The sequence below is a fragment of the Arsenophonus endosymbiont of Apis mellifera genome (assembly GCF_903968575.1).
In the GTDB taxonomy this organism is placed as follows: Bacteria; Pseudomonadota; Gammaproteobacteria; order Enterobacterales; family Enterobacteriaceae; genus Arsenophonus; species Arsenophonus apicola.
Window position 1 is genome coordinate 21,627 of record NZ_CAJCFU010000031.1, and the last position, 26,507, is coordinate 48,133.

The 26,507-nt window shown below is 37.4% G+C and carries 41 protein-coding genes, 3 tRNA genes and 2 pseudogenes; 31 read left to right on the forward strand and 15 right to left on the reverse strand.

The window, feature by feature from the left end; genetic code table 11:
- Positions 1-151: 151 nt before the first annotated feature.
- From H1X92_RS03470 to H1X92_RS03505, 8 genes are all read left to right on the forward strand, one after another.
- Positions 152-550 carry a GFA family protein gene (locus H1X92_RS03470; protein ID WP_180558874.1) on the forward strand — a complete coding sequence of 133 codons (399 nt, stop codon included), beginning with the start codon at positions 152-154 and terminating at the stop codon, positions 548-550.
- Between the two features lie 90 nt (positions 551-640).
- Positions 641-1,045 carry a phosphate-starvation-inducible PsiE family protein gene (locus tag H1X92_RS03475; protein WP_180558875.1) on the forward strand — a complete coding sequence of 135 codons (405 nt, stop codon included), beginning with the start codon at positions 641-643 and terminating at the stop codon, positions 1,043-1,045.
- 185 nt (positions 1,046-1,230) lie between these two features.
- Positions 1,231-1,887, forward strand: a complete 657-nt coding sequence (locus H1X92_RS03480; protein ID WP_180558876.1) for a LuxR C-terminal-related transcriptional regulator — start codon at positions 1,231-1,233, stop codon at positions 1,885-1,887.
- Complete coding sequence (uvrC, locus tag H1X92_RS03485) at positions 1,880-3,712, forward strand: excinuclease ABC subunit UvrC (RefSeq protein WP_180558877.1); 1,833 nt, start codon at positions 1,880-1,882, stop codon at positions 3,710-3,712. Before H1X92_RS03480 ends, uvrC begins: the two co-directional genes overlap by 8 nt.
- Before the next feature lie 53 nt (positions 3,713-3,765).
- Positions 3,766-4,314 (forward strand): CDP-diacylglycerol--glycerol-3-phosphate 3-phosphatidyltransferase, encoded by a 549-nt coding sequence (gene pgsA / locus H1X92_RS03490; RefSeq protein ID WP_180558908.1) that lies wholly within the window; start codon positions 3,766-3,768, stop codon positions 4,312-4,314.
- Positions 4,315-4,445: 131 nt separating this feature from the next.
- Positions 4,446-4,521: transfer RNA gene (locus tag H1X92_RS03495), tRNA-Gly, on the forward strand.
- A gap of 33 nt (positions 4,522-4,554) precedes the next feature.
- Positions 4,555-4,628 (forward strand) — tRNA-Cys (locus H1X92_RS03500).
- 7 nt (positions 4,629-4,635) lie between these two features.
- A tRNA-Leu gene (locus tag H1X92_RS03505) sits at positions 4,636-4,722 on the forward strand.
- Between the two features lie 20 nt (positions 4,723-4,742).
- Here the strand turns inward: H1X92_RS03505 and H1X92_RS03510 are convergent.
- The 11 genes from H1X92_RS03510 to H1X92_RS03555 form a co-directional block, all read right to left on the reverse strand.
- The gene (locus H1X92_RS03510) at positions 4,743-5,876 is read right to left on the reverse strand and encodes a tyrosine-type recombinase/integrase (protein WP_225507335.1); all 1,134 of its coding nucleotides are present in this window, start codon (positions 5,874-5,876) and stop codon (positions 4,743-4,745) included.
- Between the two features lie 2 nt (positions 5,877-5,878).
- Positions 5,879-6,097 (reverse strand): DUF4224 domain-containing protein, encoded by a 219-nt coding sequence (locus H1X92_RS03515; protein WP_180558878.1) that lies wholly within the window; start codon positions 6,095-6,097, stop codon positions 5,879-5,881.
- On the reverse strand, positions 6,081-6,266 hold the full coding sequence (locus H1X92_RS03520) for a hypothetical protein (protein WP_180558879.1): 186 nt from the start codon (positions 6,264-6,266) through the stop codon (positions 6,081-6,083). The genes H1X92_RS03515 and H1X92_RS03520 overlap by 17 nt, the downstream gene beginning before the upstream one ends.
- 69 nt (positions 6,267-6,335) lie before the next feature.
- Positions 6,336-6,509 (reverse strand): DUF1482 family protein, encoded by a 174-nt coding sequence (locus H1X92_RS03525; protein ID WP_180558880.1) that lies wholly within the window; start codon positions 6,507-6,509, stop codon positions 6,336-6,338.
- On the reverse strand, positions 6,509-6,679 hold the full coding sequence (locus tag H1X92_RS03530; protein WP_180558881.1) for a hypothetical protein: 171 nt from the start codon (positions 6,677-6,679) through the stop codon (positions 6,509-6,511). Before H1X92_RS03530 ends, H1X92_RS03525 begins: the two co-directional genes overlap by 1 nt.
- Before the next feature lie 59 nt (positions 6,680-6,738).
- Entirely contained in the window at positions 6,739-6,918 is a 180-nt protein-coding gene (locus H1X92_RS03535; RefSeq protein WP_180558882.1) for a hypothetical protein, read from the reverse strand.
- Between the two features lie 45 nt (positions 6,919-6,963).
- Positions 6,964-7,464 carry a siphovirus Gp157 family protein gene (locus H1X92_RS03540; RefSeq protein ID WP_180558883.1) on the reverse strand — a complete coding sequence of 167 codons (501 nt, stop codon included), beginning with the start codon at positions 7,462-7,464 and terminating at the stop codon, positions 6,964-6,966.
- The gene (locus H1X92_RS15755; RefSeq protein WP_225507337.1) at positions 7,461-8,255 is read right to left on the reverse strand and encodes a hypothetical protein; all 795 of its coding nucleotides are present in this window, start codon (positions 8,253-8,255) and stop codon (positions 7,461-7,463) included. Before H1X92_RS15755 ends, H1X92_RS03540 begins: the two co-directional genes overlap by 4 nt.
- Complete coding sequence (locus H1X92_RS15760; RefSeq protein ID WP_225507339.1) at positions 8,201-9,367, reverse strand: hypothetical protein; 1,167 nt, start codon at positions 9,365-9,367, stop codon at positions 8,201-8,203. Before H1X92_RS15760 ends, H1X92_RS15755 begins: the two co-directional genes overlap by 55 nt.
- 18 nt (positions 9,368-9,385) lie before the next feature.
- The gene (locus tag H1X92_RS03550; protein WP_180558884.1) at positions 9,386-9,535 is read right to left on the reverse strand and encodes a hypothetical protein; all 150 of its coding nucleotides are present in this window, start codon (positions 9,533-9,535) and stop codon (positions 9,386-9,388) included.
- A 762-nt stretch (positions 9,536-10,297) separates the two neighbouring features.
- Positions 10,298-10,666: a hypothetical protein gene (locus tag H1X92_RS03555; protein ID WP_180558885.1), complete on the reverse strand. Its 369-nt coding sequence runs from the start codon at positions 10,664-10,666 to the stop codon at positions 10,298-10,300.
- Between the two features lie 141 nt (positions 10,667-10,807).
- Between H1X92_RS03555 and H1X92_RS03560 the strand changes: the two genes are divergently transcribed.
- From H1X92_RS03560 to H1X92_RS03610, 12 genes and pseudogenes are all read left to right on the forward strand, one after another.
- Positions 10,808-11,035 (forward strand): transcriptional regulator, encoded by a 228-nt coding sequence (locus H1X92_RS03560; RefSeq protein WP_180558886.1) that lies wholly within the window; start codon positions 10,808-10,810, stop codon positions 11,033-11,035.
- A 59-nt stretch (positions 11,036-11,094) separates the two neighbouring features.
- Complete coding sequence (locus H1X92_RS03565) at positions 11,095-11,538, forward strand: toxin YdaT family protein (RefSeq protein WP_180558887.1); 444 nt, start codon at positions 11,095-11,097, stop codon at positions 11,536-11,538.
- A gap of 31 nt (positions 11,539-11,569) precedes the next feature.
- Positions 11,570-11,794, forward strand: a complete 225-nt coding sequence (locus tag H1X92_RS03570; protein WP_180558888.1) for a hypothetical protein — start codon at positions 11,570-11,572, stop codon at positions 11,792-11,794.
- A gap of 1 nt (position 11,795) precedes the next feature.
- Positions 11,796-12,689, forward strand: a complete 894-nt coding sequence (locus H1X92_RS03575) for a hypothetical protein (protein ID WP_180558889.1) — start codon at positions 11,796-11,798, stop codon at positions 12,687-12,689.
- Positions 12,690-12,723: 34 nt separating this feature from the next.
- Positions 12,724-13,425, forward strand: a complete 702-nt coding sequence (locus H1X92_RS15765) for a replicative DNA helicase (RefSeq protein ID WP_225507345.1) — start codon at positions 12,724-12,726, stop codon at positions 13,423-13,425.
- A 35-nt stretch (positions 13,426-13,460) separates the two neighbouring features.
- Positions 13,461-14,153, forward strand: a complete 693-nt coding sequence (locus tag H1X92_RS15770) for a DnaB helicase C-terminal domain-containing protein (protein WP_233458122.1) — start codon at positions 13,461-13,463, stop codon at positions 14,151-14,153.
- Positions 14,154-14,281: 128 nt separating this feature from the next.
- Positions 14,282-15,502, forward strand: coding sequence for a PIN-like domain-containing protein (locus H1X92_RS03585; RefSeq protein WP_180558890.1), 1,221 nt, complete (start codon positions 14,282-14,284; stop codon positions 15,500-15,502).
- Between the two features lie 227 nt (positions 15,503-15,729).
- Positions 15,730-16,323 carry a DUF1367 family protein gene (locus H1X92_RS03590; protein WP_180558891.1) on the forward strand — a complete coding sequence of 198 codons (594 nt, stop codon included), beginning with the start codon at positions 15,730-15,732 and terminating at the stop codon, positions 16,321-16,323.
- 13 nt (positions 16,324-16,336) lie between these two features.
- Positions 16,337-16,648: a Ref family recombination enhancement nuclease gene (locus H1X92_RS03595; protein WP_180558892.1), complete on the forward strand. Its 312-nt coding sequence runs from the start codon at positions 16,337-16,339 to the stop codon at positions 16,646-16,648.
- Positions 16,636-17,169 carry an antiterminator Q family protein gene (locus tag H1X92_RS03600; RefSeq protein WP_180558893.1) on the forward strand — a complete coding sequence of 178 codons (534 nt, stop codon included), beginning with the start codon at positions 16,636-16,638 and terminating at the stop codon, positions 17,167-17,169. The genes H1X92_RS03595 and H1X92_RS03600 overlap by 13 nt, the downstream gene beginning before the upstream one ends.
- Positions 17,170-17,323: 154 nt before the next feature.
- On the forward strand, positions 17,324-17,521 hold the full coding sequence (locus H1X92_RS03605; protein WP_180558894.1) for a hypothetical protein: 198 nt from the start codon (positions 17,324-17,326) through the stop codon (positions 17,519-17,521).
- Between the two features lie 138 nt (positions 17,522-17,659).
- Positions 17,660-18,701: pseudogene (locus tag H1X92_RS03610) on the forward strand (DNA-methyltransferase).
- Positions 18,702-18,703: 2 nt separating this feature from the next.
- Here H1X92_RS03610 and H1X92_RS03615 read toward each other — a convergent pair.
- The gene (locus tag H1X92_RS03615; RefSeq protein ID WP_180558895.1) at positions 18,704-19,243 is read right to left on the reverse strand and encodes a DUF2441 domain-containing protein; all 540 of its coding nucleotides are present in this window, start codon (positions 19,241-19,243) and stop codon (positions 18,704-18,706) included.
- 186 nt (positions 19,244-19,429) lie between these two features.
- Here H1X92_RS03615 and H1X92_RS03620 point away from each other — a divergent pair, with 186 nt between their 5' ends.
- From H1X92_RS03620 to H1X92_RS03630, 3 genes are read left to right on the forward strand one after another with little or no spacing between them, the layout of a single operon-like run.
- A complete protein-coding gene (locus H1X92_RS03620) occupies positions 19,430-19,627 on the forward strand; it encodes a phage holin family protein (protein WP_180558896.1) in 198 nt (65 codons plus the stop codon).
- On the forward strand, positions 19,614-20,084 hold the full coding sequence (locus H1X92_RS03625; protein WP_180558897.1) for a lysozyme: 471 nt from the start codon (positions 19,614-19,616) through the stop codon (positions 20,082-20,084). Before H1X92_RS03620 ends, H1X92_RS03625 begins: the two co-directional genes overlap by 14 nt.
- Entirely contained in the window at positions 20,081-20,539 is a 459-nt protein-coding gene (locus H1X92_RS03630; RefSeq protein WP_180558898.1) for a lysis system i-spanin subunit Rz, read from the forward strand. The genes H1X92_RS03625 and H1X92_RS03630 overlap by 4 nt, the downstream gene beginning before the upstream one ends.
- Positions 20,540-20,626: 87 nt before the next feature.
- Here the strand turns inward: H1X92_RS03630 and H1X92_RS03635 are convergent, their stop codons facing one another.
- The 3 genes from H1X92_RS03635 to H1X92_RS03645 all read right to left on the reverse strand — a co-directional run bounded on the left by H1X92_RS03635 (position 20,627) and on the right by H1X92_RS03645 (position 22,072).
- Positions 20,627-20,848, reverse strand: coding sequence for a hypothetical protein (locus H1X92_RS03635; RefSeq protein WP_180558899.1), 222 nt, complete (start codon positions 20,846-20,848; stop codon positions 20,627-20,629).
- A gap of 401 nt (positions 20,849-21,249) precedes the next feature.
- Entirely contained in the window at positions 21,250-21,465 is a 216-nt protein-coding gene (locus H1X92_RS03640; RefSeq protein WP_180558900.1) for a hypothetical protein, read from the reverse strand.
- 358 nt (positions 21,466-21,823) lie between these two features.
- The gene (locus H1X92_RS03645; RefSeq protein WP_180558901.1) at positions 21,824-22,072 is read right to left on the reverse strand and encodes a hypothetical protein; all 249 of its coding nucleotides are present in this window, start codon (positions 22,070-22,072) and stop codon (positions 21,824-21,826) included.
- Positions 22,073-22,243: 171 nt separating this feature from the next.
- Between H1X92_RS03645 and H1X92_RS03650 the strand changes: the two genes are divergently transcribed.
- From H1X92_RS03650 to H1X92_RS03685, 8 genes and pseudogenes are all read left to right on the forward strand, one after another.
- Positions 22,244-22,810, forward strand: a complete 567-nt coding sequence (locus H1X92_RS03650; RefSeq protein ID WP_180558902.1) for a terminase small subunit — start codon at positions 22,244-22,246, stop codon at positions 22,808-22,810.
- Positions 22,807-23,178, forward strand: a pseudogene (locus H1X92_RS03655) (terminase); the annotation flags it as partial. The gene H1X92_RS03650 and the pseudogene H1X92_RS03655, both read left to right, overlap by 4 nt.
- A complete protein-coding gene (locus H1X92_RS03660) occupies positions 23,151-23,432 on the forward strand; it encodes a phage tail assembly chaperone (protein ID WP_225507350.1) in 282 nt (93 codons plus the stop codon). The pseudogene H1X92_RS03655 and the gene H1X92_RS03660, both read left to right, overlap by 28 nt.
- A 35-nt stretch (positions 23,433-23,467) precedes the next feature.
- Positions 23,468-23,734, forward strand: coding sequence for a DUF1799 domain-containing protein (locus tag H1X92_RS03665; protein WP_370520648.1), 267 nt, complete (start codon positions 23,468-23,470; stop codon positions 23,732-23,734).
- Positions 23,735-24,162: 428 nt separating this feature from the next.
- Positions 24,163-24,327 (forward strand): hypothetical protein, encoded by a 165-nt coding sequence (locus H1X92_RS03670; protein WP_180558904.1) that lies wholly within the window; start codon positions 24,163-24,165, stop codon positions 24,325-24,327.
- A gap of 308 nt (positions 24,328-24,635) precedes the next feature.
- The gene (locus tag H1X92_RS03675) at positions 24,636-24,941 is read left to right on the forward strand and encodes a DUF1902 domain-containing protein (protein ID WP_180558905.1); all 306 of its coding nucleotides are present in this window, start codon (positions 24,636-24,638) and stop codon (positions 24,939-24,941) included.
- Between the two features lie 22 nt (positions 24,942-24,963).
- Complete coding sequence (locus H1X92_RS03680; protein ID WP_180558906.1) at positions 24,964-25,254, forward strand: type II toxin-antitoxin system HicA family toxin; 291 nt, start codon at positions 24,964-24,966, stop codon at positions 25,252-25,254.
- A gap of 144 nt (positions 25,255-25,398) precedes the next feature.
- Positions 25,399-26,507, forward strand: a 1,109-nt coding sequence (locus tag H1X92_RS03685) for a phage tail length tape measure family protein (protein ID WP_180558907.1), incomplete at its 3' end; no start/stop codon positions are given.

Below are 26,507 nucleotides of genomic sequence, written 5' to 3' on the forward strand. Positions count from 1 at the left end.
AAAAAATTAACTTTTTTGAGATGATTTATCAACATAATAACGAGCCTGATCACATATATATTATTCAAACCTTTTGGTTAAAAAATAGTTATTGATTTTAAAAAATTGCTATGTTTTTATTTAGTTATTCAATAATAAAAAGGGCATGTTTATGCAGTATGAAGGTCAATGTTTACATGGACACGTTATATTAAAAACAGAGCAACCTTGGTATGCAATCACAGCCTGCCATTGTAAGATGTGTCAAAAATGCAATGGTGAACAGTTAATGAGTTTTATTATTGAAAATGGTTTATCAATCAAAGATAAATCTACTGTAAGTCATAGTCGCTCTTCTGCATGGCTAATACGAACATTTTATAATAAATGCACTACACATCTTTTTTTTAAGATATATGAGCCTGAAAGTCATGGTATTAATGCCGCTTTATTTGAACAGAATCAAATTGGGTTTCTAGTTACTCAGTTTTATATTGGTTGTAAATATATGTATTATAACCTTATTGAACAAAAGTCATTGTTTGCACAACAACATATCCTTAATACTTAAAAATAAAATAAACTAGTTTTTGTTAGATTTATAATTCTATAATCATGAGTATCTTGGTAAAATTTTGGTTGATAGTATTGAGGAGATTCAATGAAAATAACTAAATATAATATCAATATATCAAGGTTGTTACTGTTTCTTTTGAATTTTAGCTTGGTAATTTTAGCAATATTACTGGTATTCTTTTTAGCAAGTAAAACTTACCTGTCAATATTATTATTTAGTATTAATTTAGCGAAACCATATTACTATTTACTTGAAGCTATTTTTACTTATATTCTTTCTTTTGAATTTATTGCATTAGTCATTAAATATTTTCAATCAAATAATCATTTTCCTTTATGTTATTTTATTTATATTGGCACTACAACTTGTATGTGTTTGATTATTATTGTTCACAAATATGCTATCAATGCTATTATTTATGGTGGAACGATTTTATTATTGGTTTCAGCTTTATATTTTACCAATACAGAAAAAATAAAACACAAATAATGATAGAAAATTATATTTCAAATGGTTTTATATTTATTATAAATAGTATCTAGCATAATCAATAATACTTTTATTTTATTAAATTTCTATTTTAAGTTATAAAATAGAGTGGTCATCTAGCATAAATAAATTTATATATTAAAGATAATGATATTTTTATTACTTATCAGAAGAGGGAGATTTCTTTGATCAGTGTTTTATTAGTCGAAGATAATGAGTTTATTCGATTGGGAATGCAGTCTATTTTTGATAAAACAAAAGGTATGAAAATAGCTGGGCATGTTGTCTCTTTGAATCAAGCTATCCAATGGTGCCGAAAATATACGGCGGAAATTATTTTATTAAATGGGAGAACAAGTGACTATGAGTTAATTAAAAAATTACAAAGTTTAATTAGGATGATCCCTGATATAGGCATAATTATGTATTCTACTGAAAAGAAAAATATCTATTTAATGAAGGCGCTAGAAGCAGGAACGCGAGGTATACTAAGTGTGAAAGCAAAAGAGAGCGATTTACTGCATGCCATTCGCGTCGTCAAGTTAAAGCAAAAATATTTGTCGCCTGATATTGCCCAATGGCTTGTACTACATCAATTAGATACAGAAATGAGCAACCCATTAAACCTTCTATCTAATCGTGAATTACAAATTATGCTTATGGTAACGCGTGGTATACCGGTTGGTGAGATAGCAAAACAGCTCAACTTAAATACAAAAACAATAAATAGCTACAGATATAGAATGTTTAGTAAACTAAAAGTTCGTAGTGATGTAGAATTAACTCATATAGCTATAACGAATGGATTGATTCAAACAGAGAGTTTTTATTATAGTGTCTGAACTATTTGATCCAAAAGTATTTTTGCAAACAGTTACTAATCAACCGGGTGTATATCGTATGTATGATACATCTGGGATAGTTATTTATGTCGGTAAAGCGAAGGATTTAAAAAAACGTTTAGTGAGTTATTTTAGAAAACAAGTAACAAGCCGTAAAACGGAACAACTGGTTAAAAATATTGCTCAGATTGATATTACCGTAACACATACAGAAACAGAGGCTTTATTACTTGAACATAACTATATTAAACTTTATCAGCCTCGTTATAATGTTTTACTAAGGGATGATAAATCCTATCCTTATATTTTTTTAAGTGCAGATAAACATCCACGTTTGGCGATGCATCGTGGTGCTATGAAAGCAAAGGGCGACTATTTTGGCCCATTTCCAAGTGTTCATGCCGTTAGAGAAACGCTGGCTTTATTACAAAAGCTTTTTCCACTGCGTCAGTGTGAAGATAGTGTCTATCGAAACCGATCCAGACCATGTCTTCAATATCAAATTAATCGCTGTCTTGGTCCGTGTGTTAGAGGGCTGGTTACTGATGAAGAATATCATCAACAAGTAGAATATGTTCGTTTATTCTTATCAGGTAAGGATCAGCAAGTTCTTAATCAATTAATCCAAAATATGGAGCAGGCCAGTCAAACGCTTAAATTTGAAAGTGCAGCACGTTATCGTGATCAAATACAAGCTGTTAGGGCGGTTACAGAGCAACAATTTGTTTCTGGTAATACGCAAGATCTAGATGTAATTAGCGTTGCTTATCACCTAGGTATTGCATGTGTTCAGGTACTTTTTATTCGACAAGGAAAAGTCCTTGGTAGCCGTAGCTATTATCCAAAGATCCCAGCAAACACTCAATTAAGTGAAGTGGTGCAAACATTTTTAGGTCAATTTTATTTGCAAGGTAGTGAAATTCGTTCTTTACCTGCGGAAATATTATTGGATTTTTTATTACCGGAAAAAGCGCTATTTGCTAATTTATTGACTAAAATAGCGGGACGTAAAATTAACATTCAAGTGCAACCGCGAGGGATAAAAGCTAAATATTTAAAACTAGCTCGTACTAATGCAGCGACAGCATTGGCAGCAAAAGTTGCACAACAATCTACCATTCATCAAAGAATGGAGGCATTAGCTGACTTGCTAGGATTAGAAAAAATTTATCGAATGGAATGTATTGATATTAGTCATACTTCAGGACAACAAACTGTAGCATCTTGTGTTGTTTTTGATAGTAATGGGCCCTTACGTTCTGAATATCGTCGTTATAATATAATTGATATTACGCCTGGTGATGACTATGCTGCTATGTATCAAGTTTTAACGAGACGTTATGGTAAACATGTAGATGAAAGTAAAGTGCCAGACGTGATTTTTATTGATGGCGGTAAGGGACAATTGGCCCAAGCAATTGGTGTATTCCAGGCATTAAATGTCGATTGGGATATTACGCGACCCAAATTGATAGGGGTAGCTAAAGGACATGATCGCAAAGCCGGCTTAGAAACATTGTTTTTTAAACCTGATGGTGAAGGCCTTGCGTTACCGCCTGATTCACCCGCACTACACTTAATACAAAATATTCGTGATGAATCACATAATCACGCGATTACCGGACATCGTCAGCGTAGGGCGAAAGTTAGAAATACCAGCACCTTAGAGTCTATTGAAGGTGTCGGTCCTAAACGCCGGCAACTGCTACTTAAATATATGGGGGGCTTACAAGCTCTGCGTAATGCCAGTATTGATGAAATCGCAAAAGTGCCAACGATTTCATATGCTCTAGCAGAAAAAATTCATAATGCGTTGAAGCAATAAGCTTAGTGGAATTGTATATATATTTTATTTTGGCCAGACAATTATAGAGCATGATGCAATTAAATATCCCAACTTGGTTAACACTTTTTCGTATCATATTGATTCCGTTTTTTGTGTTATTTTTTTATCTTCCTTTTCATTGGGCGCCTTTAGTTTGTGCGTTTCTTTTTGTTATTGCTGCGTTAACCGACTGGTTTGATGGTTTTCTGGCCAGACTCTGGCAGCAAACAACTAAATTTGGTGCATTTTTAGATCCGGTTGCTGATAAGATTATGGTAGTAACAGCATTAGTATTGGTAACCGAATATTATCATACTTGGTGGGTTACATTACCCACAGTGACGATGATTGCGCGTGAAATCATTATTTCCTCATTACGGGAATGGATGGCTGAAGTCGGTAAACGCAGTTGTGTAGCTGTTTCTTGGATTGGAAAATTTAAAACAGCTGCCCAGATGGGCTCATTAGTTGGATTGCTGTGGCATCCTAATATTCAAATTGAGATCATTGCTATCATATTACTTTATTTTGCTGCAGCTTTAACGTTTTGGTCTATGTTTCAATATTTATCTGCAGCTTGGAAAAATTTGCATGAAGCTTGATCGAAATGATTGAAAAACCAGCGAACGAACCGAATTAATAAATAATAGTATTGACTCAATACAGGAAACAAGTAGAATGCAGCGCATCAAACGATGCTAGGTTTAACAAACTAACTAAGCATAGTGAAAATGCGGGAATAGCTCAGTTGGTAGAGCACGACCTTGCCAAGGTCGGGGTCGCGAGTTCGAGTCTCGTTTCCCGCTCCAATATCAGCCCTACAAATAAGCTAGATTGAGTAGGGCGCGTTGGCAGAGTGGCCATGCAGCGGATTGCAAATCCGTCTACCTCGGTTCGACTCCGGGACGCGCCTCCAAAATTTAGCCCAGGTGGTGAAATCGGTAGACACAAGGGATTTAAAATCCCTCGGCCTTAAGGCTGTGCGGGTTCAAGTCCCGCCCTGGGCACCATACTAAAAATTCGTTGAGTATCAGCGAGTTAAGCAGAAAAAAGAGCAACCTTTAGGGTTGCTTTTTTTGTGGGTGGGATCACGTTTCACTATTATTGCGCTATTAATTTTCGCTACTAACTTACCAATTTGTTCCCGCTTTTGTCCTCCAACAGTTGGGACAATAGCAACTTTACGATCATATCTTGCGGTCTGTGATGGTGTTTTATGGCCAGAAATACTTTGTTTCTCGTTCAAGGTTCCTTCTAAGTCAGAAATTCCCTTGGCCTTCAAATCATGAAATGTAAAATTAAAATCTAAATATGGAAATTTTTTTGCGGCTTCTTGTTTGGCCTTTTGCCAGCGACTATTAAATCCATCACGGGTATATTTTGCGCCTTTAGGTTGATGAATGACATAAAGACTACTGATACCAGAATTAATTGGTAATGCTTTACTTAATTTAATTGCAGCTTTCAATCGATCCGTCCAAGCTTTAATTTGTTTTTTACCTGTTTTACCTTGTTTAATGAAGATTCCGTTATCAGATAACTGCGAATAAGTAAGCGTTAAAACATCCGCTTGCCTGGCACTACATAAATAAGCAATCTCCATTGCCACTTTTACCACATCAGCTGAAACAGAGTAGAGCGCATTATATTCATCATCAGTGATGTATCTATCGCGCGCAATTTCCTTAAATTGACGCACGCCTTTGCATGGATTACCTTTTACCATTCCGCGCTCGTATGCCCAGCTGAAAAGGCGAGATAAAAAAGCTTTCTCTCTGTTGGCCTGAGTTTGGCTTTTCAGCCCTCGTTTATCCATGTATTTTCGAATATGTTCAGGTTTTATATTGTCAGGTAACATTTTGCCAAATACTGGTAATAGTTTTTTTGTGTATTTTCTATAGTCGCCCTGTGATGTTGGAGATAAGTTTGTGAAGTCAGCAGAGAAAAAGAATTTATCGACCAAAGCATTAAGCGTTTCTTCATTTTTTTGGTCATTAATAAATTTTTCATAAGCAATCCAAACTTCAGCTTGTGTGAGTGTTAGGTTACATAGTCTAATCGTTTTTCCCCCAGGTGCTTGAAATTCAAAAGCAGATTTCCCTCTTCGTACTCGAGGAGGCATCCAATTATCTTCAGCATTTTTTCTTCTTCTAATTCGAACCATAATCACATCGCTCCAAAATCTGGCTCCTCTTGCTCTGCTATTTTAGCGCTTACCGCTAGCGGATGATTAAAATGTCCCCAGGTGGTTTTTGGCCGCCCATCTGGACGTTTAATAAAAAAGATGCCAGCCCGTTGTAACACTTCACATTGTTTAGATGGAAACTGATAGCCAGTCAGTTCTACCATTTCCTCTGGTGTGATAATGTCATGCTTGTTTCTCATCTTGGTCTTGCCTTATCATTAATAAAATAATCAGGTCGGCGGTATCACAGGCGATTTTAATCTCTGTCGGTGAACAAGGTTGATGTTGTATACTGGCTGTGAGCCGACCTAACTTGATATCAAATTCCGTTAATAACGATTGTCCGGGTTGCCAGGATAGTAATTGCATGGCTGATCACTCATCAAAGTTAGAGAAATCGCCATGCTAATGGCCGTTAAAAAATAAAACTGATTATGCCTAATCAATTTTTGGTCGTATAAACTCCTCGATAGGATAACATTCGGCCAATTGTCTTTTTCTGCTTAACAATGCCTGATCAATTAAACAGCTCTGTTCGTTCTGATAGCGATAACCTGAAAGTTGGAACTGACAATTGAGTGAGCTACATATCAACAGAAATAAAGCAAACATTATTGTTTACTCCGTGAGTGAGCAGCGATAATCGGCATTGGTTCGATTTTGATATGCGCTGGAAAATCATAACAAATATTGCATCGTCGATCGGTAGAGATAAAGCCGGCAGTACCATCGGGTAACGTAATTTTGACAGGTTGATCTTTATAATGTTGGTGTCTTAGCATTGGTCTTGCCTCTGTTTAATTGGGTCATTTGCATAATGAATACTCCGTACTGATTAGCGTTAATGAAGAGCGGCGGGATTAACCGGATAATCGAACTGGACAAGCAACGCTTTTTGCATCTGAGTTAACATTTGTTGCTCCTTAGAGGTAACATCCTTAGTCGCTGCCGTTGACCATTCAATCCGGCATTGATTGCTGCTGTTATCATGCTGAATGATAATGACTAATTTTGTCGCCATAAATGTATCTCCTGAGAAAGTGCCCAAGCCTGGGCACATAAATGATTAACGTACCATCAGTGACCGTTCACCAATTTCCAGATGTGCACCTGGGACAACGCTGCCTTTTTCAATCGCTTCTTTAATGGCTTTTTTGTCCGGTGCCGTGATTGTCTGTACATCAACCAGTTCATCGGGAAGTAGTGACTCATCATCAATAATCACTTTCACCACGCCACAACGTGCTGAGAAGGTATTTTTGATAGTTTTAAGTTTTTCCAGACCGGCTTTTAACAGACAATCCAGGGCATAATGTTTTAGCTGTTTTGCTTGGATTTCAAATGATTTACTGCGCTCTTTTAGTCGCTTTGCTTCATCATCCAGTGTTTTTACCTGACCTTCGATGTTACGTACATGGATCATAATTGCGTCCAGTTTGTCACCGAGTTGGCCTTCAATGCCCTCTAAGGTGTCGGCAATTTCTTCGCTAGTAAACTCGCCCTTTTCGACTAATTGTTGCAATTTTTCGTAGTCAGCGGCTAGTGCGATTGCGGTGGTTTGGCTCATTGGGTTGCTCCTTCCAGTTTTACCAGACACTCATGTTCAATTTGATTCAGTCGACGTAAACGGTCAGAGAGGTATTTTTCATATTCTTCATCGTTACGATCTTTTGCATGCTTAAGATGAACCGACATTTCTCGGGTGATGGTGGAAGCGATGCCGCGTAATTCATTTTTGGTAACGGCGGTTCGCATCGTTGCTGTATTGCGGGTGAACTTTTCATCCAGCTCTTTGCGTAAGCGGGCCAGATCTTCGGCTTTATCACTGGCCGCTTTAATATCAAATTCAATTTTGTTATCAAACAGATATTCAGGATTATCATGCATGCCCATAAATACGTCCGCTGAGAATCCCATCATGGATAAGGCTTTTTTTATCGCATCGGTAAAAGATTTTTTAATTGCTTCACCATCGGTTTTAATGCCGTGTTTGGTTTTATAGCGATAGGGTGTTGCTCCATAACTTTCTATTTCTGCTCGTTCACCATCAATGACATACCAAAACAGAATTTTAATTGAGTGGTTTTGTTCATAAATCAGTGAACCATCAGCATCCCGTAAAAAGCGGCTGCCAATTTGCTTATAGTGGTTATCAACAATAGGTTCTAGTAATGGGATACCATTAACTAATTTCTCTTCTAAAACCTGGTAGCCCCAGCCTTTGCCTAATGCGCCAAATATTTCTGTCGCCCGCATAAACATATAGGTACTATTAATACTTGTTCCAGTAAAACCAACGCCATCTAATGGCTTGGTAAAGCGGGGATCCGTTCTTTGAACCTGTTTCCAAATGCGCAAGTTATTTTGTGAAGATGCATCTTGTTGTTTGATGGTATCTTCAATAACTGCCGCTGCTGTTGAAAATCTTCAGTTGTTTGTATTGCTGGCTTATCCATCTCAGGTTGAAGCGTTTCAATTACTGAACTGTTCTTTTCTTTGACTTTTATTTCTTTTGTTTTACGTCCACGTTTGGATTTTTCGTTAGCGGGCTGTTCTATTGCGGTTTGTTGATTGTTAGAGCCTGATAATTTCTCCTCTATAAATGACTTTCTGCCATTAGCATCATTTACTAGTTGGGGATACTGTTTACTTTCCGTGATTAGCGCAAAAACCTGCTCTCTCGGCACGGCTAAAATACCAGGGTAGGTACGTAGCTCCATCGACCAGCGCTGCCATACTTCATTTTTTTCATTAATTAATGTTTTCGCTTGTCTTACATGACTGCTTAAAATGTTTTCATGATTAAAATCATCCAGTAAGGCTAATGCAATTTCGGTATCAAGCGTTGCGTAATTACGTGCTACTACTGGCTCATTGATGGGTGCAGCAGTAGATGGTGTATCCGCTAGCCAGCTTTCGGCTAGCTTCTGTGCCTGCTCGATATTGACATTCTCATCGGCATAGTCAAACACTGCTTGCGCAATTTCATTGGTTTGTTCTGCATCCATCACCGCTACTTGGGTTATTTTCGCTAAGCCTGCGGCAATATTTCGGATTTTGGGTTGCGCTTTACTTTGATGGACGAAGTAAATGGCTTTGTTGATATCTGATTTGAAAAATGAAGTTTTAGCAAAGAGTAAAATAGCGGCAATACGAACTATAACCGCTATTTTTTTGAACTCCACTGGTTTAGCGGGTTGCCAACTTTTACCATTAAACTCATTTTCAAGCGCAAACTGTTCATCAAATTGACCGACAGCCGGGCGGGGTGAACCTACCTGATCGAGACAGATTATGGGTTCATCGGTGTTGAATTTATCAATATCATCAGGATAGCTTTCTGATAACCTGATCATGGCACTGGCAACCGCTAATTTTTCATTCGCCGCGGTTAACGCAATTGATAGCGGTAAAGCACCATCTGCCCGAGCACTTATGGTAGGCTCGAATACACAAATATAGGTCTTCATTGGTCTAGCCTCTGTTGGTCAGGGATTTTGTGTAGTTGGGTAAAGTGGTTTATTTGCTAGACAAAGCAAATTATTGCTTTGTTTCTTGTGTTGATGTTTTGTTTTTGTGTGAGCCAGTTCTGATCTACTTGGCTTGCTGAAGAAAAGAATTTTAGGTTGTGCTTTCATAGCAACTCCTGTTAAAATAAAGACTGATCGATGATAGTTATCATTGGTCTTGCCTCTTTAGCGGATTGGTCTCCGCTGAGAATTCTGGCTGACTTTGGTCGGTCAGCCAGGTAAAAGAGCCCACTGCAGTGGGTTTTTTTACGTCTGTCATTGGGTGTCCGTCTTTCCGGACTGTCAGGTCTTTCCTAGTTTCTATCGTTAATTGCTCGATAGTGTCTTGCCTTGTCGAACTTTGGTCGGCGAATAATATAGTTCCCTGGTGTTAACAAAAAACTGTCGTTTATCGTGGTAATCATGGCCGGTCGTGATGAGTGCAGCGGTTCTCCTCCAACAAACGACAGTGAATCAAATTAGTCTGAACACTTACCTAAACACTTGCTGTGTTGTTTTATATGAGCAAATCATCCAGTTATTCATATGCCACTGGCGGCTACTTCGCGGGCGTCCTGCCTGTTTGCTTTTTATCGTAGTTTAGTAAACAATAAACCAAAGTAAATTAAAAAATAAACAAAATAACTGAAATTTATTTTGTCTTAACTCATATATTGTTTAATATATTGATTATTAGAAAATTATTTTGATATATAGCGAAAGAAATTCACTAAAAAATATATAAATTATCAATTTGTTGATATAAAAATAATTAGTTAATCAAATAATTATCTAGGATAGATAGAGAGGGAGCTACAGTAGGAAATACTATAAACTGCATAAAACAAATATTAATATTGATTAGTTTGTTTTATAAGAAAATATTGTGATTCATTGCGCTTTTTTCTGTTGTTTTTTGTGTAATAATTCAGCTAGTAATTTATCATAGTGCTGTTTTTTCTCTTCAAGATTTTTTATCAAAGCATCAGCTTCGCAATCAGGTAGCGCATCAAATAGCTCTAATAATACTTTTTGTCTTGGCGTTAGCTTTATCTGGTAATGATTTTCTGAACAAGTGGCATTGAGAGCATCATCTAAATAGCCTTCAGGCATATGGTAATCTTTTTCTAATCGCCTAGCTGCTCTTTCACCAAAGGATGCCTTACCATTCAAAAGCTGTGATAAATAGCTTTTTTCCTTTTCAGGCAGTGTTTTGTTGGAAAACCATTCTTTCAATTTTTTTTGTCTAATATTCTTCATACTTATTTTATTCATAATGATTATATGTCTGGATTTCTACTTCTTATATCTGAATTCTGATTAGTATTCACTAAACAAGCAAATACTTAACAAAGGTTTAGCGTTCATTAAACTGATTTTATTTCAAATGAAGAGGTGTTTATGAAACTAAATGAATACATAGCTAGTTTAAAGCATGGTGAAGCTAAACTTTTAGCTCAAAAACTGGGCGTTTCTAGTTCCTATTTATCACAAATGGCACATGGCTATGCTCCGGTTCCGCCAACAAGGTGTTTTGCCATAGAAAATGCGACTAATGGCAGAGTGACAAGGCCTGAACTTCGACCACACGATTTGCAAAAAATCTGGCCAGAAATGAATATTAACTAAAAAAATAAACATAAACTGATTAATACTAATCAATTTTGCGACAGGAGACGCAAATCAACATGGAAATTGATATCCAAGCGCTCAAAGATGAAATAGAAATTTGGGCAATGGCCAGCGGACAGGAGCGTGTAGCGATTGAAGTAAGCCGCATGTATTTTCAGCTTAATTCAGGTGGCAAACCTAGGTTAAGCCAGATCGAAGATAAAGCAGGACAAGCAGATTGGAAAGCCATTAACAATAACCGGCAACAGATTTTCCGTTGGTTACGGGGTGACTCCAAGGCGGCAAAACAAAAGTTTTGTGATTTGATACCAGCCATTATGGCGGTTTTACCTGCTGAACAGAAGGCAAAAATTGACGGTAATCGCATCAATTATTTAGCTTCAATTGCCATCAAACAATTCGCAGCGGCAATGTCTGAGACATTGTTAGGAGGACATGACATATCACGACAAATTACTAATGCAGTAACCGCTTTAAACGCTATCCAATACCGCGCCTGACCAGCGTATAACAGACTTGGGGTAAGACTAAATGTTAAGGACTATCGATATGATCACTTATCGTGATGGCTTTCGCTTAAACGGTAAACCTGCCACGATTGACCAGATCCAACCTATTTATGATGGTCGCTATGCAGCTGCACTCTCCATTTGGCACCAATACGAACAGCAAAAAGCGAAACTGCGTCAGCTTAATCTTAATTCAACCGAGTATCAAAACGCATGCCGTGATATTGCTCGCGCGCTGGGAGTGTAATATGCAAAATTATATGACCGCGACTGTGGCAAGCATGGCAAAAATTAACATATCAGGCAATATAATACCGGCAACCTGGTGGAAGAATGTAAAAATGCCGTCAGGTAAACCAGATTGTAAAGCTATTATGCTGTTGTCTGAAATTGTTTATTGGTATCGGCCGATGGAGGTGAGGGACGAATACAGCGGAGAATTTAAGGGGTTTCGCAAACGTTTTAGTGGTGACAAGTTACAGCGTAGTTATCAGTCATTTGCTGATCGCTATGGCTTTACTAAACGGGAAGTCACCGATGCGATTAAGCGATTATCAGCGCAAGGCTTAATCACTATTGAATTTAGGACCATCAATACCGCTAAGGGTGTGGCGAATAACGTATTATTTATCGAGCCGGTGGTCGCTAAAATAGAAAAAATTACTCATCCAGGCCAGCAAGATAATTTTTCAAGTGATGCCAGTCATTCATCTTTAGACCCTATCACCAATAAACGGGATAGCTCCTGCGAAAATTCGGCAGACCTATCACAAAAAAATGCGATAGCTCCCCCGAAAATTCGGCAGACAAATACAAAAGATTATAACAAGATTAATAAAGATATTACTGATGGTGTATCAGACGGCGCTGACACACCGATTACAGAAGCAAATAAATTAAACTATCAACAAATTATTGCAGCCTACCATAACCTCTTGCCTGATATGCCAGAAATCCGGGTTTTGACCGATGCCCGAAAGCGCATGCTTAAAAATTTCTGGCAGAAATTTAAATTCAATCAGCAGCGATGGGAAAATTATTTAACTTATATCGCTGACCATTGCCGTTGGATGCAACAAGATCGGGAAAATGGCCGTGGCGGATTGTGGCGAAGAAAAAATTTAGATTATTTGATCACTTAGCGTTGTTATGTTGCCGTCAAGGAGGAGCGGGCAAATGACAAATAACTTCATGCAGCCACCTCATAATCTTAGTGCTGAACAGGCAGTGCTTGGCGGTTTGATGTTAAGCACCGATGACGAGAAACGCTATTTGGTTACTTCGCTAATTAAAGCCGGATCGTTTTATCAAGGGTCACATCAGCGTATTTATGCCGAGATTGTTAAACTAATAAAATCCAATAAGCCGACGGATATTATCACCGTTAGTGATTCATTGAAGGAAAACGGCGAATTAACCAATGTGGGTGGTTTTGCCTATATTGCCGAGTTGTGCCAATTACCGACCACGGCAAATATTGTCAGTTACGCAAAAATCGTCAGAGATAAATCCATCCAACGCTACGCAATCGATAATTTAAATTCCTGTATTGAAATGATGATGGCCAATGATGGGATTGAGACAAATATAAAATTATCCCATATGCAACAAATGATCAGCCAGCTGATAGAGCATGCCAGAACAGGTAAAAGTAAAGGTTTAAGGCCGGCCAAAGAGGTTATTGGCGATTGGCTGAATGAGGTAGAAAGGCGTTTTGCTGATCCACAAAATGCCGCCGGGTTCACATTAGGCATTGGATCATTAGATGAAATTATGGCGCCTAAACAGGCATTACGTGGCTCATTAGTGGTTATCGGCGCCCGGCCTAAAATGGGGAAAACTGCTTTTTTCAACCGTGTTGCCAGCCATTTTCCTTAAATCATCAATTGCCAACTTTGTTATTTAGTCTGGAAATGACCGACAGAGGCATTATCGAGCGAATGGTTGCGCAGGAAGGCAATGTGTCGGCAGATATTTTTTACACCGGCGCTTATGATGATAGTGATATGAGTAGGGCACTAGCCAGAGCGCAAGAGATTGCTGAATCCAATATGTATATTGATAGCACGCCCGGGGTTGATATTCACCATATCATTGCAGAGTGTCGAAAAATAAAACGAGCAAAAGGACAAATTGGCCTCATTGGGGTTGATTATTTGACGCTAATCAAAGCAGGTAAAGCCGAACGGCGAGATATTGCTTATGGTGATATCACTACTGAATTAAAAAATTTAGCCAAAGAGATGGATTGCGTCGTTTTGCTGCTGACGCAACTGAATCGCAAATTAGAAGAGCGAGCGGATAAAAGACCTTATCCAGCCGATAGTCGCGATACAGGCCAAATCGAGCAGGATTGTGACGTCTGGATCGGGTTATATCGGGATGTGGTATATAACCAAAATAGCGATGCGTCATTAATGGAAATAATTTTGCGACTAAATCGTGATGGTAAAACAGGTACCGCTTATGCGCAGCTGGTCAATTCCTATATTAAAAATATCGATAACAATGAAGCCAAGTGGTTACTGCAGAAAGGGAAAAGTCAGAGTGAACATTATGCGCGTAAAAGGGCAAATCATTATCAGCGAGAAACGCAAGGGTTTTGAGTGTAGTAAGTTGCTTTGTCTAAAAATTAATTTTAATGTGATATTTCTATCATTTTTGTTATCAGAAATTGCACTTAATAAATTTATCCATATGATTAATAATCAATTTTTATTGATTGAGGATTGTGATGCGTAGTCGTTTTAAAGGATTTTATGATCTGACCACTAAAGAAGAAAAAGCAATATTTAATAGTAAAGATACAATTTTAGTATTCGATACTAATTGCTTTTTCAATCTATATAGGTGTGAAGAAGATAGCAGACAAGTTTTTATTAATGTTTTGGAAAAAATCGAAGATCGATTATGGTTTCCCTTTCAAGTATGTTTAGAATATCAAAGAAATAGACTATCAACGATCCAAAGTTCGTTAAATGAGTTAAAAAGTATAGACGCTGATTTTAGAAATATTGTAGACCAGTTGAATAAATTATGTAGTGATAAAGGAAATATTAAGAAAAAATATCAGAATTTACATGGTGAATTATGTAAGTTACGCAATGGTGTAAAAAATGATTTAGAAGATTTTATCACTAAAAATATCGAACCAAGAATAAGTGAAAATGACTATATATTTAATACTGATGAAATTAGGAATTGGATTGATGAAATTTCCAAAGATAAAATAGGCGAACAATTAACGCAGAAAGAAGTAGATGAAATAAACACTGAAGGTGAAAAACGTTATAAAAATAAAATAGGTCCTGGATGGGGAGATGAGAAAAAAGAAAAAGAGCATTGTTTTAACGGAATTTATTATAAAGGTAAGTTTGGTGATTTGTATTTATGGAAGGAGTTATTAAAAAAAGTATCTAATAAAAAGATTAAAAATGTAATTTTCATAACGAATGATGCAAAAGATGATTGGTGGTATAAGCTTGAAAAAATAATAGAACCTTTAGGTTCTTTAGAAATATTAAAAACAGAAATAACTAGCAATGGGGCTGATACATTTAAAATGTATACCCAGTCATCATTCCTTCTTGCCGCGAAGAATTTTATAAAAGACGCTGAAATTAGTGATTCGTCTATTACAGAATTTGAATATTTAAATGATAATACAAACGATTATACATCATTAGTAAAATCAATATATGATCAATTAGATGAATGTGAATATCCATTCACAGAATTTTTAGAAGCTAATCCTAGTTTACTTAGCTATATATTTGAACGTGATCATTTCAAAAGATCTTTTATTAGTAAAAATAATAATTCTGATTGGAAAGCAATTCTTGAATTCATTAATAATGATTCATCTTATTGTCTAGATGAGTCTACTAAAGTTAAAAATTTAAATTATTATAATGTTAGTTCGCGTTATAGATTAAAATTCTTAGGACAGAAATAAATATAATACATAAGAAAATTAAAGAATTACGTGATAGTAATATAAGTGAGAATGATTGCCAAATTGAAGATTTAATAATTAAATTAGAACATAAAATTAATGAATTAAAACAATTGGAAAAATTGCTTGAATAAGGTATATCTTAATCTATAGCATATGTATAATATACTCAATTGGCCTGAACACCCAATAACCTAAACACTTGCTGTGTCAACTAAGAGAAAAGTATGACACAGCATAACTTTATCAAAATTTCAAACGACACTCTGGTCGCAGCAGATCCGGCGACTAAAGATTACCTCCATTACAAAATCAAATGTGGTGATGTGCTTTATGCTGATGTTAAAAAGGCACGCAATCCACGCTTCCACCGTAAATACTTTGCCCTCCTCAATCTGGGTTATCACTATTGGCAACCGACGGGCGGGACTATATCGCCGACGGAAAAACAGCTTATTAATGGTTATGTAAAGTTTCTTGCTTATTACACCGAGCATGCTGATGCACTGCAGTCTGCAGCAGATGTCTATCTTGCCGAAATAGCGCATAAGCGCGCTGGTAATATTTCTATCACTAAATCCTTTGATGCCTTTCGCTATTGGGTTGTTGAACAAGCCGGCCATTATCAAACTTATCAAATGCCTGACGGAAGCTTAAGACGGGTCGCTAAATCAATCAGCTTTGCCAAAATGGACGAACTTGAATTTGGCGAACTGTATAAATCTACCCTCGATGTGCTATGGAACTTTATCTTACACCGCAATTTTCCAAACCAACAAGCGGCTGAAAATGCCGCTGCCCAATTGTTAAATTTTACTTAAAGAGGCAAGACCAATGACTAAAGCAAAAAACAAAGATGAACAGCAGTGGCTGGCAGATGTCGCCCAGTTAGGCTGTATTTGTTGTCGTAATATGGGCTGTGGTGCAAGCTTAGCGGAAATTCATCATGTTCGTACAGGACAGGGAATGGGGCAACGGGCTAGCCACAAGGAAGTGTTAGGTTTATGTCCACCTCACCATCGAGCCAGTTATCCTACTGGTTTTCATGCGGCACCGAAAAGCTGGCAACGGATTCACGGTACCGAAACCGAGTTATTAAAGCAGACTGAGCGAGAAGTGATGGAGCTGCGCGCATGGCGAGTATGAAACCTGTTTCTGATAGCTTGTGTCTTACGCAGGATCAGGATCTTTGGCTACAACATTGGCTATCAAAATTTGGTGCCTGGGTATATAGCGGGCGGTTAGAGAAAAGACAAAGTAGCATTATCGCTCAATTAATGTTGACAGTGGAGCGACGGGATGAACCATGGCGCGAAATGTGTAGTGACGATGACGGACTATTTATAGCAAAAGTGGTTGATAATATATATCAGCTGGATCGGATCGCTTTTTCGTTATTACTCTGTCGTTATGTGTTTAATCGTTCTGATCGGGCGATTGCACGCTATTATCATAGCCTGGTAAAACCTCGTGTAATGATACGGCGTAATCGAACTCAGGAATACCGCAAACCTTCAATGTCAACTTGTCGTCGGGAAGTTAATGAAATTCTCAGTGCGGCAGAATATCTTATTTATCCAATACTTAAAAATGCGTTTAAAAAGCGTGAAAATGAGTCGAAAACAAGAAAAAATGACAAGAACTTGTTGACATCGTTGATCCAATGAGCCACTATTCTAATATAAGTTGCCGTTTTTATAACAGTGACCAACTGACCCAGCCGCCGCGCTGGGTTTTTTGTTTCTACAGAACTTGCTATTCACTTTGGACAGAGTTACATGTGTGTATACGCACAATAACTGACTAAAGGTTTAAAATAGCATGTTAAAACAAACTGATATGACTGCACAGGCCGCATGCGTTTTAGCGGCATTGCCAGTCAATAAATGGTTAACCGTACCGGTAATCGCAGAAATAACGGGGTTACCTGAACCCCGCTGTCAATTGCTATTAACGCAATTCAGTCTGGCCGGCCTGATAACAGGCCGGGATAACTACACATTATTTAAACGACTTTAAGCTGTGAAATGGGCGGCTGGTGGGTGTTGGTAGCACCTTACCAACCATTTGCCCGTTAAAAAGATCACGGACAAACCAAGGCCCACTGCTTGTGTGCACAAAGCAAGTTAAGCCTAGCAAAAAAGGTTTTCTTGATCTATGAAAAAAACAGTGAATTTAAATAGCGTTAATTTAATTAACGATGACTCACTTAGCTATATCAAAACACTGCCTGATAATTACATTGATTTAATTGCTACTGATCCACCTTATTTTCAGGTTAAAAACTGTGCCTGGGATAACCAGTGGGAAAATGTAACGGCATATTTGCTATGGCTTGATGCGATGCTAGTTGAATTCAAACGGGTACTAAAACCCAATGGGAGTTTATATATATTTTGTAGTTCAAAGTTGGCGGCGGATACTGAATTATTAGTGCGCGACCGATTTAATGTACTTAATCATATCGTCTGGGCAAAGCCGTCAGGTATTTGGCGCAGGCAGAATAAAGAAAGCTTGCGCAGCTACTTTCCTGAGACTGAGCGAATAATTTTTTGCTGAACATTACCATGGGCCATTTGAAGGTAAAACTAATGAATATCTTAAGCAATGCCGTGAATTAAAAATTAACGTATTTAAACCCTTAATAGACTATTTCAGACAAGCGAAGGTAATATTAAATATAGCGGCAATGGAGATTAATCAGGTAACCGGTAAGAAAATGACTAACCATTGGTTTGGTTATAGTCAGTGGCAATTACCGACTGAACAGGATTATCAAAAGCTGCAGCTTTTATTTGAAGTGGTAGCGAGAAAAAAACAACTTGATAATCCATTAGCAAGAAAATATTGCTCATTGTTAACTGAACAAGACGAATTAAAAAAACAATATCACAAACAGGCAGAACAACATCAACTGTTACGTCGTTATTTTCTGGTCACCGTCAATGTAAAATATACAGATGTATGGCACTATCCGCCGGTACAGTATTACCCGGGTAAACATCCTTGTGAAAAACCGGCGGCAATGATGGAGCACATAATCAAAAGCAGTAGTCGCGAAGGCGATTTGGTTGCAGATTTTTTTATGGGATCAGGTGCCACCATCAAAGCTGCATTAAAACTTAATCGTAGGGCACTAGGGGTTGAATTGGAAAAAGAGCGATTTGAGCAGACGAAATATGAAATAACCCAATTATAAAATCATATTGATATCCTATCGCCTATTTGAACAGGGAGAGGGATTGTTATTTCCCAGAATGGAAAGTAACCATCATATAACATTTCGGTTTCTTCTTGCCAATAGAGATCAAGTCGATGTGACAGTTCGAGAGGTGTACAATTTAGGCTAAGTAGATTCATATCACCGCGATGAAAACTATCTGTATCAATTTTATAAATGGGTGAATTAGTTGGATATTGAAATTTGCCACAGAGCCATAAGGCATCTTCTTTGGTTTCACAAGCAAACACCGATTGAAAGCGAGATGGTTTTTCAGGATATTTTGATTTTCTTCGTTCCTCTAACATTATTTCGATAATAGCACTCATGTTTCTATCTGATTGCCAAAGATTAAGCTTCGGATCAAGAAGATAATTACAACCATGTCGGGATATCCCTAATTCATATAAATCAGATAAATATGTTAATTCTGGAGTGTTAGGTATAATAGATGTTAAATTAATTGTTAACTCACTGGATAAACTGTTTGCTCGATCAAGAGTAAAAAAAGTACTCACCATTGTTCCTTCTTTTTAAATTGTGATATTTGACAATAAGATAATATCAAAGAAGGATAAACATCACGCCATATTTATATCAAAACAATAATGCATTAATGTGAGCAATCTTCATATTTATTATTAGCTTAATGCAAATTCTTTTTAATTAATCACACAAATTTATGGATACACTCCTTAGGGGTGGATATGCGCATGCCTGAAAAATACTCCAGTCCTATAGCCTATCTGTGGGGCATCTTGATCACTATTTTAAGTTTTTTCACTTTAGAGCAGTGGGTGGCTATTGTCGGTATTGTCTGCACGATAGGCACTTTTTTGGTTAATTGGTACTACAAGCGTAAGGAATATAAATTGAAGGAATATCATTATTATGAAGATACCTAAAAAGATTGTAGTGGCGGCGGGTGGTGGAGTGATGTTACTTGCTTCCACCATGATAATGCATTTTGAAGGGCTAGAGTTAGCGCCTTATTTTGATGGCGGTGGAGTGCTTTCAGTATGCTATGGTCATACGGGAAAGGATATTGAGCGTAAGCAAACGTACACCAAAGCAGAATGTGAACAGTGGCTTAACAATGATCTGCAGACGGTTAAGAAACAGGTCGACCCGTTAATACAGATCAAAATCAATACGCTGACCCAGGCCGCTATTTACTCTTTTGTTTATAACGTTGGCATTGGCAATTTCCAGCGTTCCACACTGCTCAAGAAGCTCAATGCCGGTGATCAAAATGGCGCCTGTGAAGCGATGAAACAGTGGGTTTATGTCGGTAAGGAAAAATGGCAGGGACTGATGACGCGTCGTGAAATTGAGTCAGCCATATGTGCAGGCAATATATGAAATTAAATAGCTTGCCATTTTTTATCGCCATATTGGCTTCTACATCGCTTGTAATTTTATATAACTATTATGCCCAACTTAAGTATCAATATAATCAGCTGGTGGCTGAATTAGACAAAGAGACAGAACTCAAAAACACATATTTAAAAGAAGCTAAATTACTGTATCAACTGGATACCAAACGGACACAGGAACTTAATCATGCTAAAGCTGAAATTACCAGGCTTACTGACGATCTGCATAATGGCACTAAGCGGTTGTATGTCAAAGCGGTGTGTGCAAAGTCCGACAATATTACCGCCTCCTCCGGCCTGGATGATGCAAGACCCGCCCAATTGGCGCCTGACGCTCGGCGAAATTATCTCCGTCTTAGACGTCAGCTCGAAACCTTAGAAGCACAGTATTTGGGATTAAGGGAGAGAGTCAGTGAGATTTATAAGCAACAGAGCAAGTAATTGTCTAAGTGGAGTAAAGGCAGAAGTCATTTTGAGATTAACCTCTTCAAATTAAGAAGAGGTATGAAATTTGGTTTCTTTTGTATTCTACTTGTTATTGTAATCTTTGTTTAATTCTGGAGTTAATATTTTGAGAGGTTTTGAAACTAGAATAAGCTCTCCGTCTTGATTTAAGCAAACATCTCTCCCAAATTCATCGACCCCGCAAAACGATTTGAACTGATTGTTAATTGGGTTGTCATTAGCCAATGACAAGTAACTAAACCCCAAAAGCGATACAATTGTTAATGTTTTGAATAATGATTTCATAATTGATCCTCTTGAAATAAATAATAATCATTATCAGTATTCATGCTTATTATTAACAACTCAACAACATTAATGTAAATGCAACAAAATCTCACAAATAAAATTTTTTTAATTTTTTATATAAGTTTTTACACTAATTGGACTTATACGTTATCAATAAATATCAATGTGGATGATGTAAGACCTAATTGCACCTGACGCTCGGCGAAATTATCTCCGTCTCCGACGTCAACTCGAAACCTTAGAGGCGCAGTATTTGGGTTTGAGGGAGAGAGTGAGTGAGATTTATAAGCAACAGAGCAAGTAATTGTCTAAGTGAAGTAAAGTCAGAAGTCATTTTGAGATTAACCTCTTCAGATTAAGAAGAGGTATGAAATTTGGTTTCTTTTGTTTTCTACTTGTTATTGTGATTTTTGTATGGATTCTGGAATTGATTTTGGCATAGATTTTGGAACTGGAACAAACTGTCCATTTTGATTTAAGCAAACATCTTTCCCAAATTGATCCGTCCCGCAAAGCAATTTCCACTGACTATTAATTGGGTTGTCATTAGCCAATGAGAAGTAACTAAATCCCAAAAGCGATACAAGTGTTAATATTTTGAATAATAATGTCATAATTAATCCTCCGGAAATAAATAATAATCATTATCAGTATTCATGCTTATTATTAACAACTCAACAACATTAATGTAAATGCAACAAAATCTCACAAATAAAATTTTTTTAATTTTTTATATAAGTTTTTACACTAATTGGACTTATACGTTATCAATAAATATCAATGTGGATGATGTAAGACCTAATTGCACCTGACGCTGAGCGAAATTATCTCCGTCTCAGACGTCAGCTCGAAACCTTACAAGCGCAGTATTTGGGGCTTTGGGAAAGGGTTAAAGAGATTTATAAGTAAAAATAGTAAAAGACATAAATTTCTTAAGAATAATTTTTTACAAATAAATCAAAAGATAGAAATCTATTGGTTAGATCTGTTAGGCACTGAATCCCTATCTGGAACAATCTTGCAACCATTCAAATCTTGCTGTTTGCAAAATCTGTCTCCATTGGGAACGTTCCAGCATACCTTAGGGCATCCTGCATCGTCAAAGTCAGACGTGGTATCTAATTCTCCTCCCATAAAATCAGTCTGTTTTGCATAAGAAATAGCAGTAATACTAAAACCAAATAAAAATGCAATAGGTAATATTTTAAAGTAGTTTTTCATAAGTTCTCCTTATTATTGATAAAACAAAAGCTATTAAAAGTTAGTCACATTTAACAATTTTGCAACAAAAAATAAATTAATGAGTATTTCCGATAGCGGAATACCGATGTCGTTCAATTTCGTTGCGCAATGCACGCACAATCAATAAATTAAAACAAATAAGGTAAAAATATGGCACTCACAGACAAACAAGCCGCATTTTGTCGCGAGTACCTCATCGATCTTAATGGCACACAAGCTGCTATCAGAGCTGGTTACAGTGAAAAAACAGCCAAAGATATTGCCGCTGAGAACCTAGCAAAACCCAACATTCAAAATCGAATTCAGCAATTAATAAATAGCCGCAATGAACGTCTGGATGTTGATGCGGACTATGTTCTGAAACGTCTTGTTAGTATTGATCAAATGGACATTCTCGATATTTTGACGGATGAAGGTGATTTAAAACCTGTCAAAGCGTGGCCAAAAGTCTGGCGCACTAGCTTAAATGGTTTAGATATTATGGCCATTTCATCGGCGGAAGATACAACTGAGGCGCTACTAAAGAAAATTAAGTGGCCAGACAAAATTAAAAACCTTGAGTTACTTGGTAAGCATATCTCAGTCATGGCATTTAAAGAGCAGATTACGCAAAAAATAGAAGCGACCTGTAACATTATGCCAGTTCCTGCCTGTGACAGTGTCGATGATTGGGAAAAAGTCGCTCAGCAACAACAAAGTGAGGCACTAAGTGGATGAATTACAAGGTAGTGTGGAAACCTTTGCCGGGCTCTCAATCGTTATCGCTAAGTTGTCCTTGCAATGAAATACTGTATGAAGGCACTCGCGGCCCAGGTAAAACCGCTGCCCAGTTAGCGCGATTCAGGCGTAATGTTGGTATCGGTTACGGTACATTCTGGCGAGGTATTATATTCGATACTGAATACAAAAACCTGGCCGATATCATTACTCAGTCAAAGCGTATCTATCGCCTGTTTAAAGATGGTGCACGGTTTCTGGCCTCAGCTTCAGAATTAAGATGGGTATGGCCAACAGGTGAGGAGTTACTTTTTCGCTTTGGCAAAGAAGCCGATGACTATTGGGATTACCATGGGCAAGAATTCCCCTTATTCCCGTAGCAGGTCAAAAAGCGGCTGAAATTGTAACTTTCACTTTTAATCATAAAGCGATGAGTGAACTGGAAGCAATGCGCGAGATGCCGATTGAAGAGTTTTATTGCCAGATTATTGCTGACTGGGCGATAGAACAGCCCTATAACGCCGACAATCTAAAATTACTGTTTGATAATTATCCCGCGGCGGCCAGTGCGATCACGACCACCTATTATCAGGAATTATTAGGACAACGGGAAAAAAACTAATCGCGGTCGTTGAGGCCATGTATGGTGGCATGACCGTGACCGAAATCTGCAATTTTGAAACCGCATTCGGCTTTACCCCGGAAAGTTGTGATATTGAAGTTTGGCCAGATGTCTGGCCTGCCTATCTCACCTTTAATGCCATGCGTACCCAATGGCGAACAGGCATCAATGGCCCAACAGGTTTAGATTATGGCGTTCTGTCACAGGTTATTGATTTATTAAACCTGACTAGCGATAAAACGACTTTGTTTAATGATATACGGGTGATGGAGGCGAGGGCTTTAGTGATGATGTATCGGTGAGGTTGTAATTTCAAAATATAATCGTTTTTGAAAGATTATACTTTTGGGAAAGTGATCACATATGCTTATGTTTTTAGTGTTTAGAATTCTGTTTTGTAAATATACAATCAGAGGTAATATTAATGCATTATGCTCAAATCACTGAAGAGTAAAAAAAAGTTTCTTTTGATTTTTTTTACTGGTTTTCCAGGTTTGAATATCTTATCAAAGCTCAGAGATTACTTAAAAGTGAAAAAATTGGTGATATAGCTGAGCCAGATTGGGATAAATTTGTAAATAAATATAAGGATAAATATCATATTACTGATGAGGCTAATAAATTAATTAATTTACATCCTAAAAAACAAGTTGTTTCTCGTGGTGATGAGTTTGCTTGGAAACCAACAGGAATCGCTCACTGCAATAATGATTTATGTAAAGTTGTAGCTATGTTAAGAACGTTAAGAAATAATTTATTTCATAGTGGTAAACATGGTGATAGAGAGGTTGATGATATAGAAAGGAATAAACAACTTCTTAAATTGGGAAAAATAATTTTAGATGATCTAGCCGATAGATTTGATATTAGTGGTGATTACGAAAGAGTGTATTAAATGCGTTGTATTTTACCATAGGATCTACAATTAATCGATAACCTAAATTTTATTGATAAGCCCCATCTGGGGGCTTATTTATACTTTTTTCTATAGCTAATGACTGGTAAGTAACAGATACAGTAAGCCAGGAAGGCTTACTGTCATCGATTGGAAGAAAATTAAATATTCACATACTAAAAATTATTGTTTTATAAAAAATAATGGCACAATTGGTGTTGTGATTTTGGTTTAAAAGATTTACTATTTTTGTATGAATAAAATGAGTTTTTAGCTAATAAAGGTACGTATAGGATAGGAGGCTAAAAATGAGATTACATTGTATGATTTATCCTCAAGGTAATGTATATGTGGCTGCTTGCCTTGATTTGTCGTTAGCAGCACAGGCTGATTCTCTGGATGAAGCAAGAAAAAAACTTGAAGAACAAATTGATAGTTATCTTTTAGAAGCGCATTCTGAGCTTGAATATACCGAAGAACTACTAAAAAGAAAAGCATCATTATCTATGTGGTTAAGATATATAAGTATTTATATGAAGTGTATATTTAATCGGATTATTACAGGAAAAGGTGATAGTTTTATTATATTTAAGGCGGAAAGTAAGCCAGCATAATTATAAAATAGAATGGCTAAATATGGTTTTTTATAAATTAACACCACTGAAATATAAAGAAGTTGTAACAGCTTTAAAAATTTTAGGTTTTGAGTTAAAACCCAAAAAGGCAACATCACATGAGCAATGGATAAAGAAAGAAACGGAATATAAATGGGTTGTTACAGTTGATAAGCATCATGCGCCATTTTCAAAAGATTTAATAAAATCGATGGCAAAGCAGGCTGGGATGAAACCTAGAAAATTTCATTCATTATGCAAGGGAAACATTGAACATAAAGATGTTCTTAATGATGATTTGTCTAGCGAATAAGAGAAAATTTAATTTGAAATCAATTATCATTAAAAGTTAACTACTAAGCCACCCAGCGTGGCTTTTTGTATTTTAAACTGATTAAAATAAAATTATAAATAACCCGTTGCTTAGGCGGGTTTTTTCTGCCCAAAGGAAAGCGCAATGACTGATATCGCGACCATTTCATTAAAAGTGAACACCGCTGATCTGGAAAGAGGTCAACAGAAATTAAAGTCTTTTCAGCAAACGGCAGAAAACGTTGATAGGGCGTCGTCAAATCTGGGCAGCGGATTACAAAAAGTCAGTCTGGCGTCACTGAGAAATGGGCAAACCTTTAAAGCGCAAAAAAATGAACTTAATGACCTACTGAATAAAATTAATCCTACCAATAAAGCCTTTGCTGAACTGGATAAGATCAGCAGTAAATTGGCCGCTTCCCATAAAAAAGGCTTACTGTCACTTGACCAGTATATCGATTACAACACTATATTGGAGCAATCGAGAGATAAATTAACCAAAATAAGTATGGCGTTAACGGCGGAAGGTCAAGCGTTACTGGCTCAAGAAGCGACATCAAAGCGGGCAAAGGTCGCGGCGGATAGTTTTCTGGTATCACTGAAACAGCAGTCAGAGACGGTAGGTAAAACCCGAACGGAAATGCTGGAACTGCAAGCGGCCCAAATGGGCGTTTCGCAACAGGCAGCGCCGATGATTGCCAGGTTAAAACAACAAGAAAAAGCGTTTATGAGCGGTGCTCTGACAGTGGGGCAGTATCGCTACGCCATGCGCATGTTACCTATGCAGATGACCGATGTGGTGACCTCCTTGGCTTCAGGTATGCCAGCCTGGATGGTATTGGTGCAACAGGGTGGACAGATTAAAGACTCGTTTGGTGGTGTAAGTAATGCCTTAAAAGCGATGGGTTCAATATTAACGCCAACCCGTTTGTTAATGGGTGGATTGGCTGGCTCTACAGTGGCCGCTGCTATTGCCGCCTATCAGGGAGCGAATGAATTTGATCAGTTTAATAAACAGCTTTCGCTCACGGGCGGCTACGCCGGAAAAACGGCAGGCCAGTTACAGGATTTAGCCAAAAGATTATCAGCAAACGGTATTACGCAACATGCTATGGCTGATTCTTTGGCCAAGGTAGTTGGTAGCGGAACATTTAAAGGCAATGAACTGGAAATAGTTGCTAGCGCTGCAGCAAAAATGAAGTATGCGGTAGGCAAAGAAGTTGATGAAACCATTAAGGAGTTTGAAAAACTTAA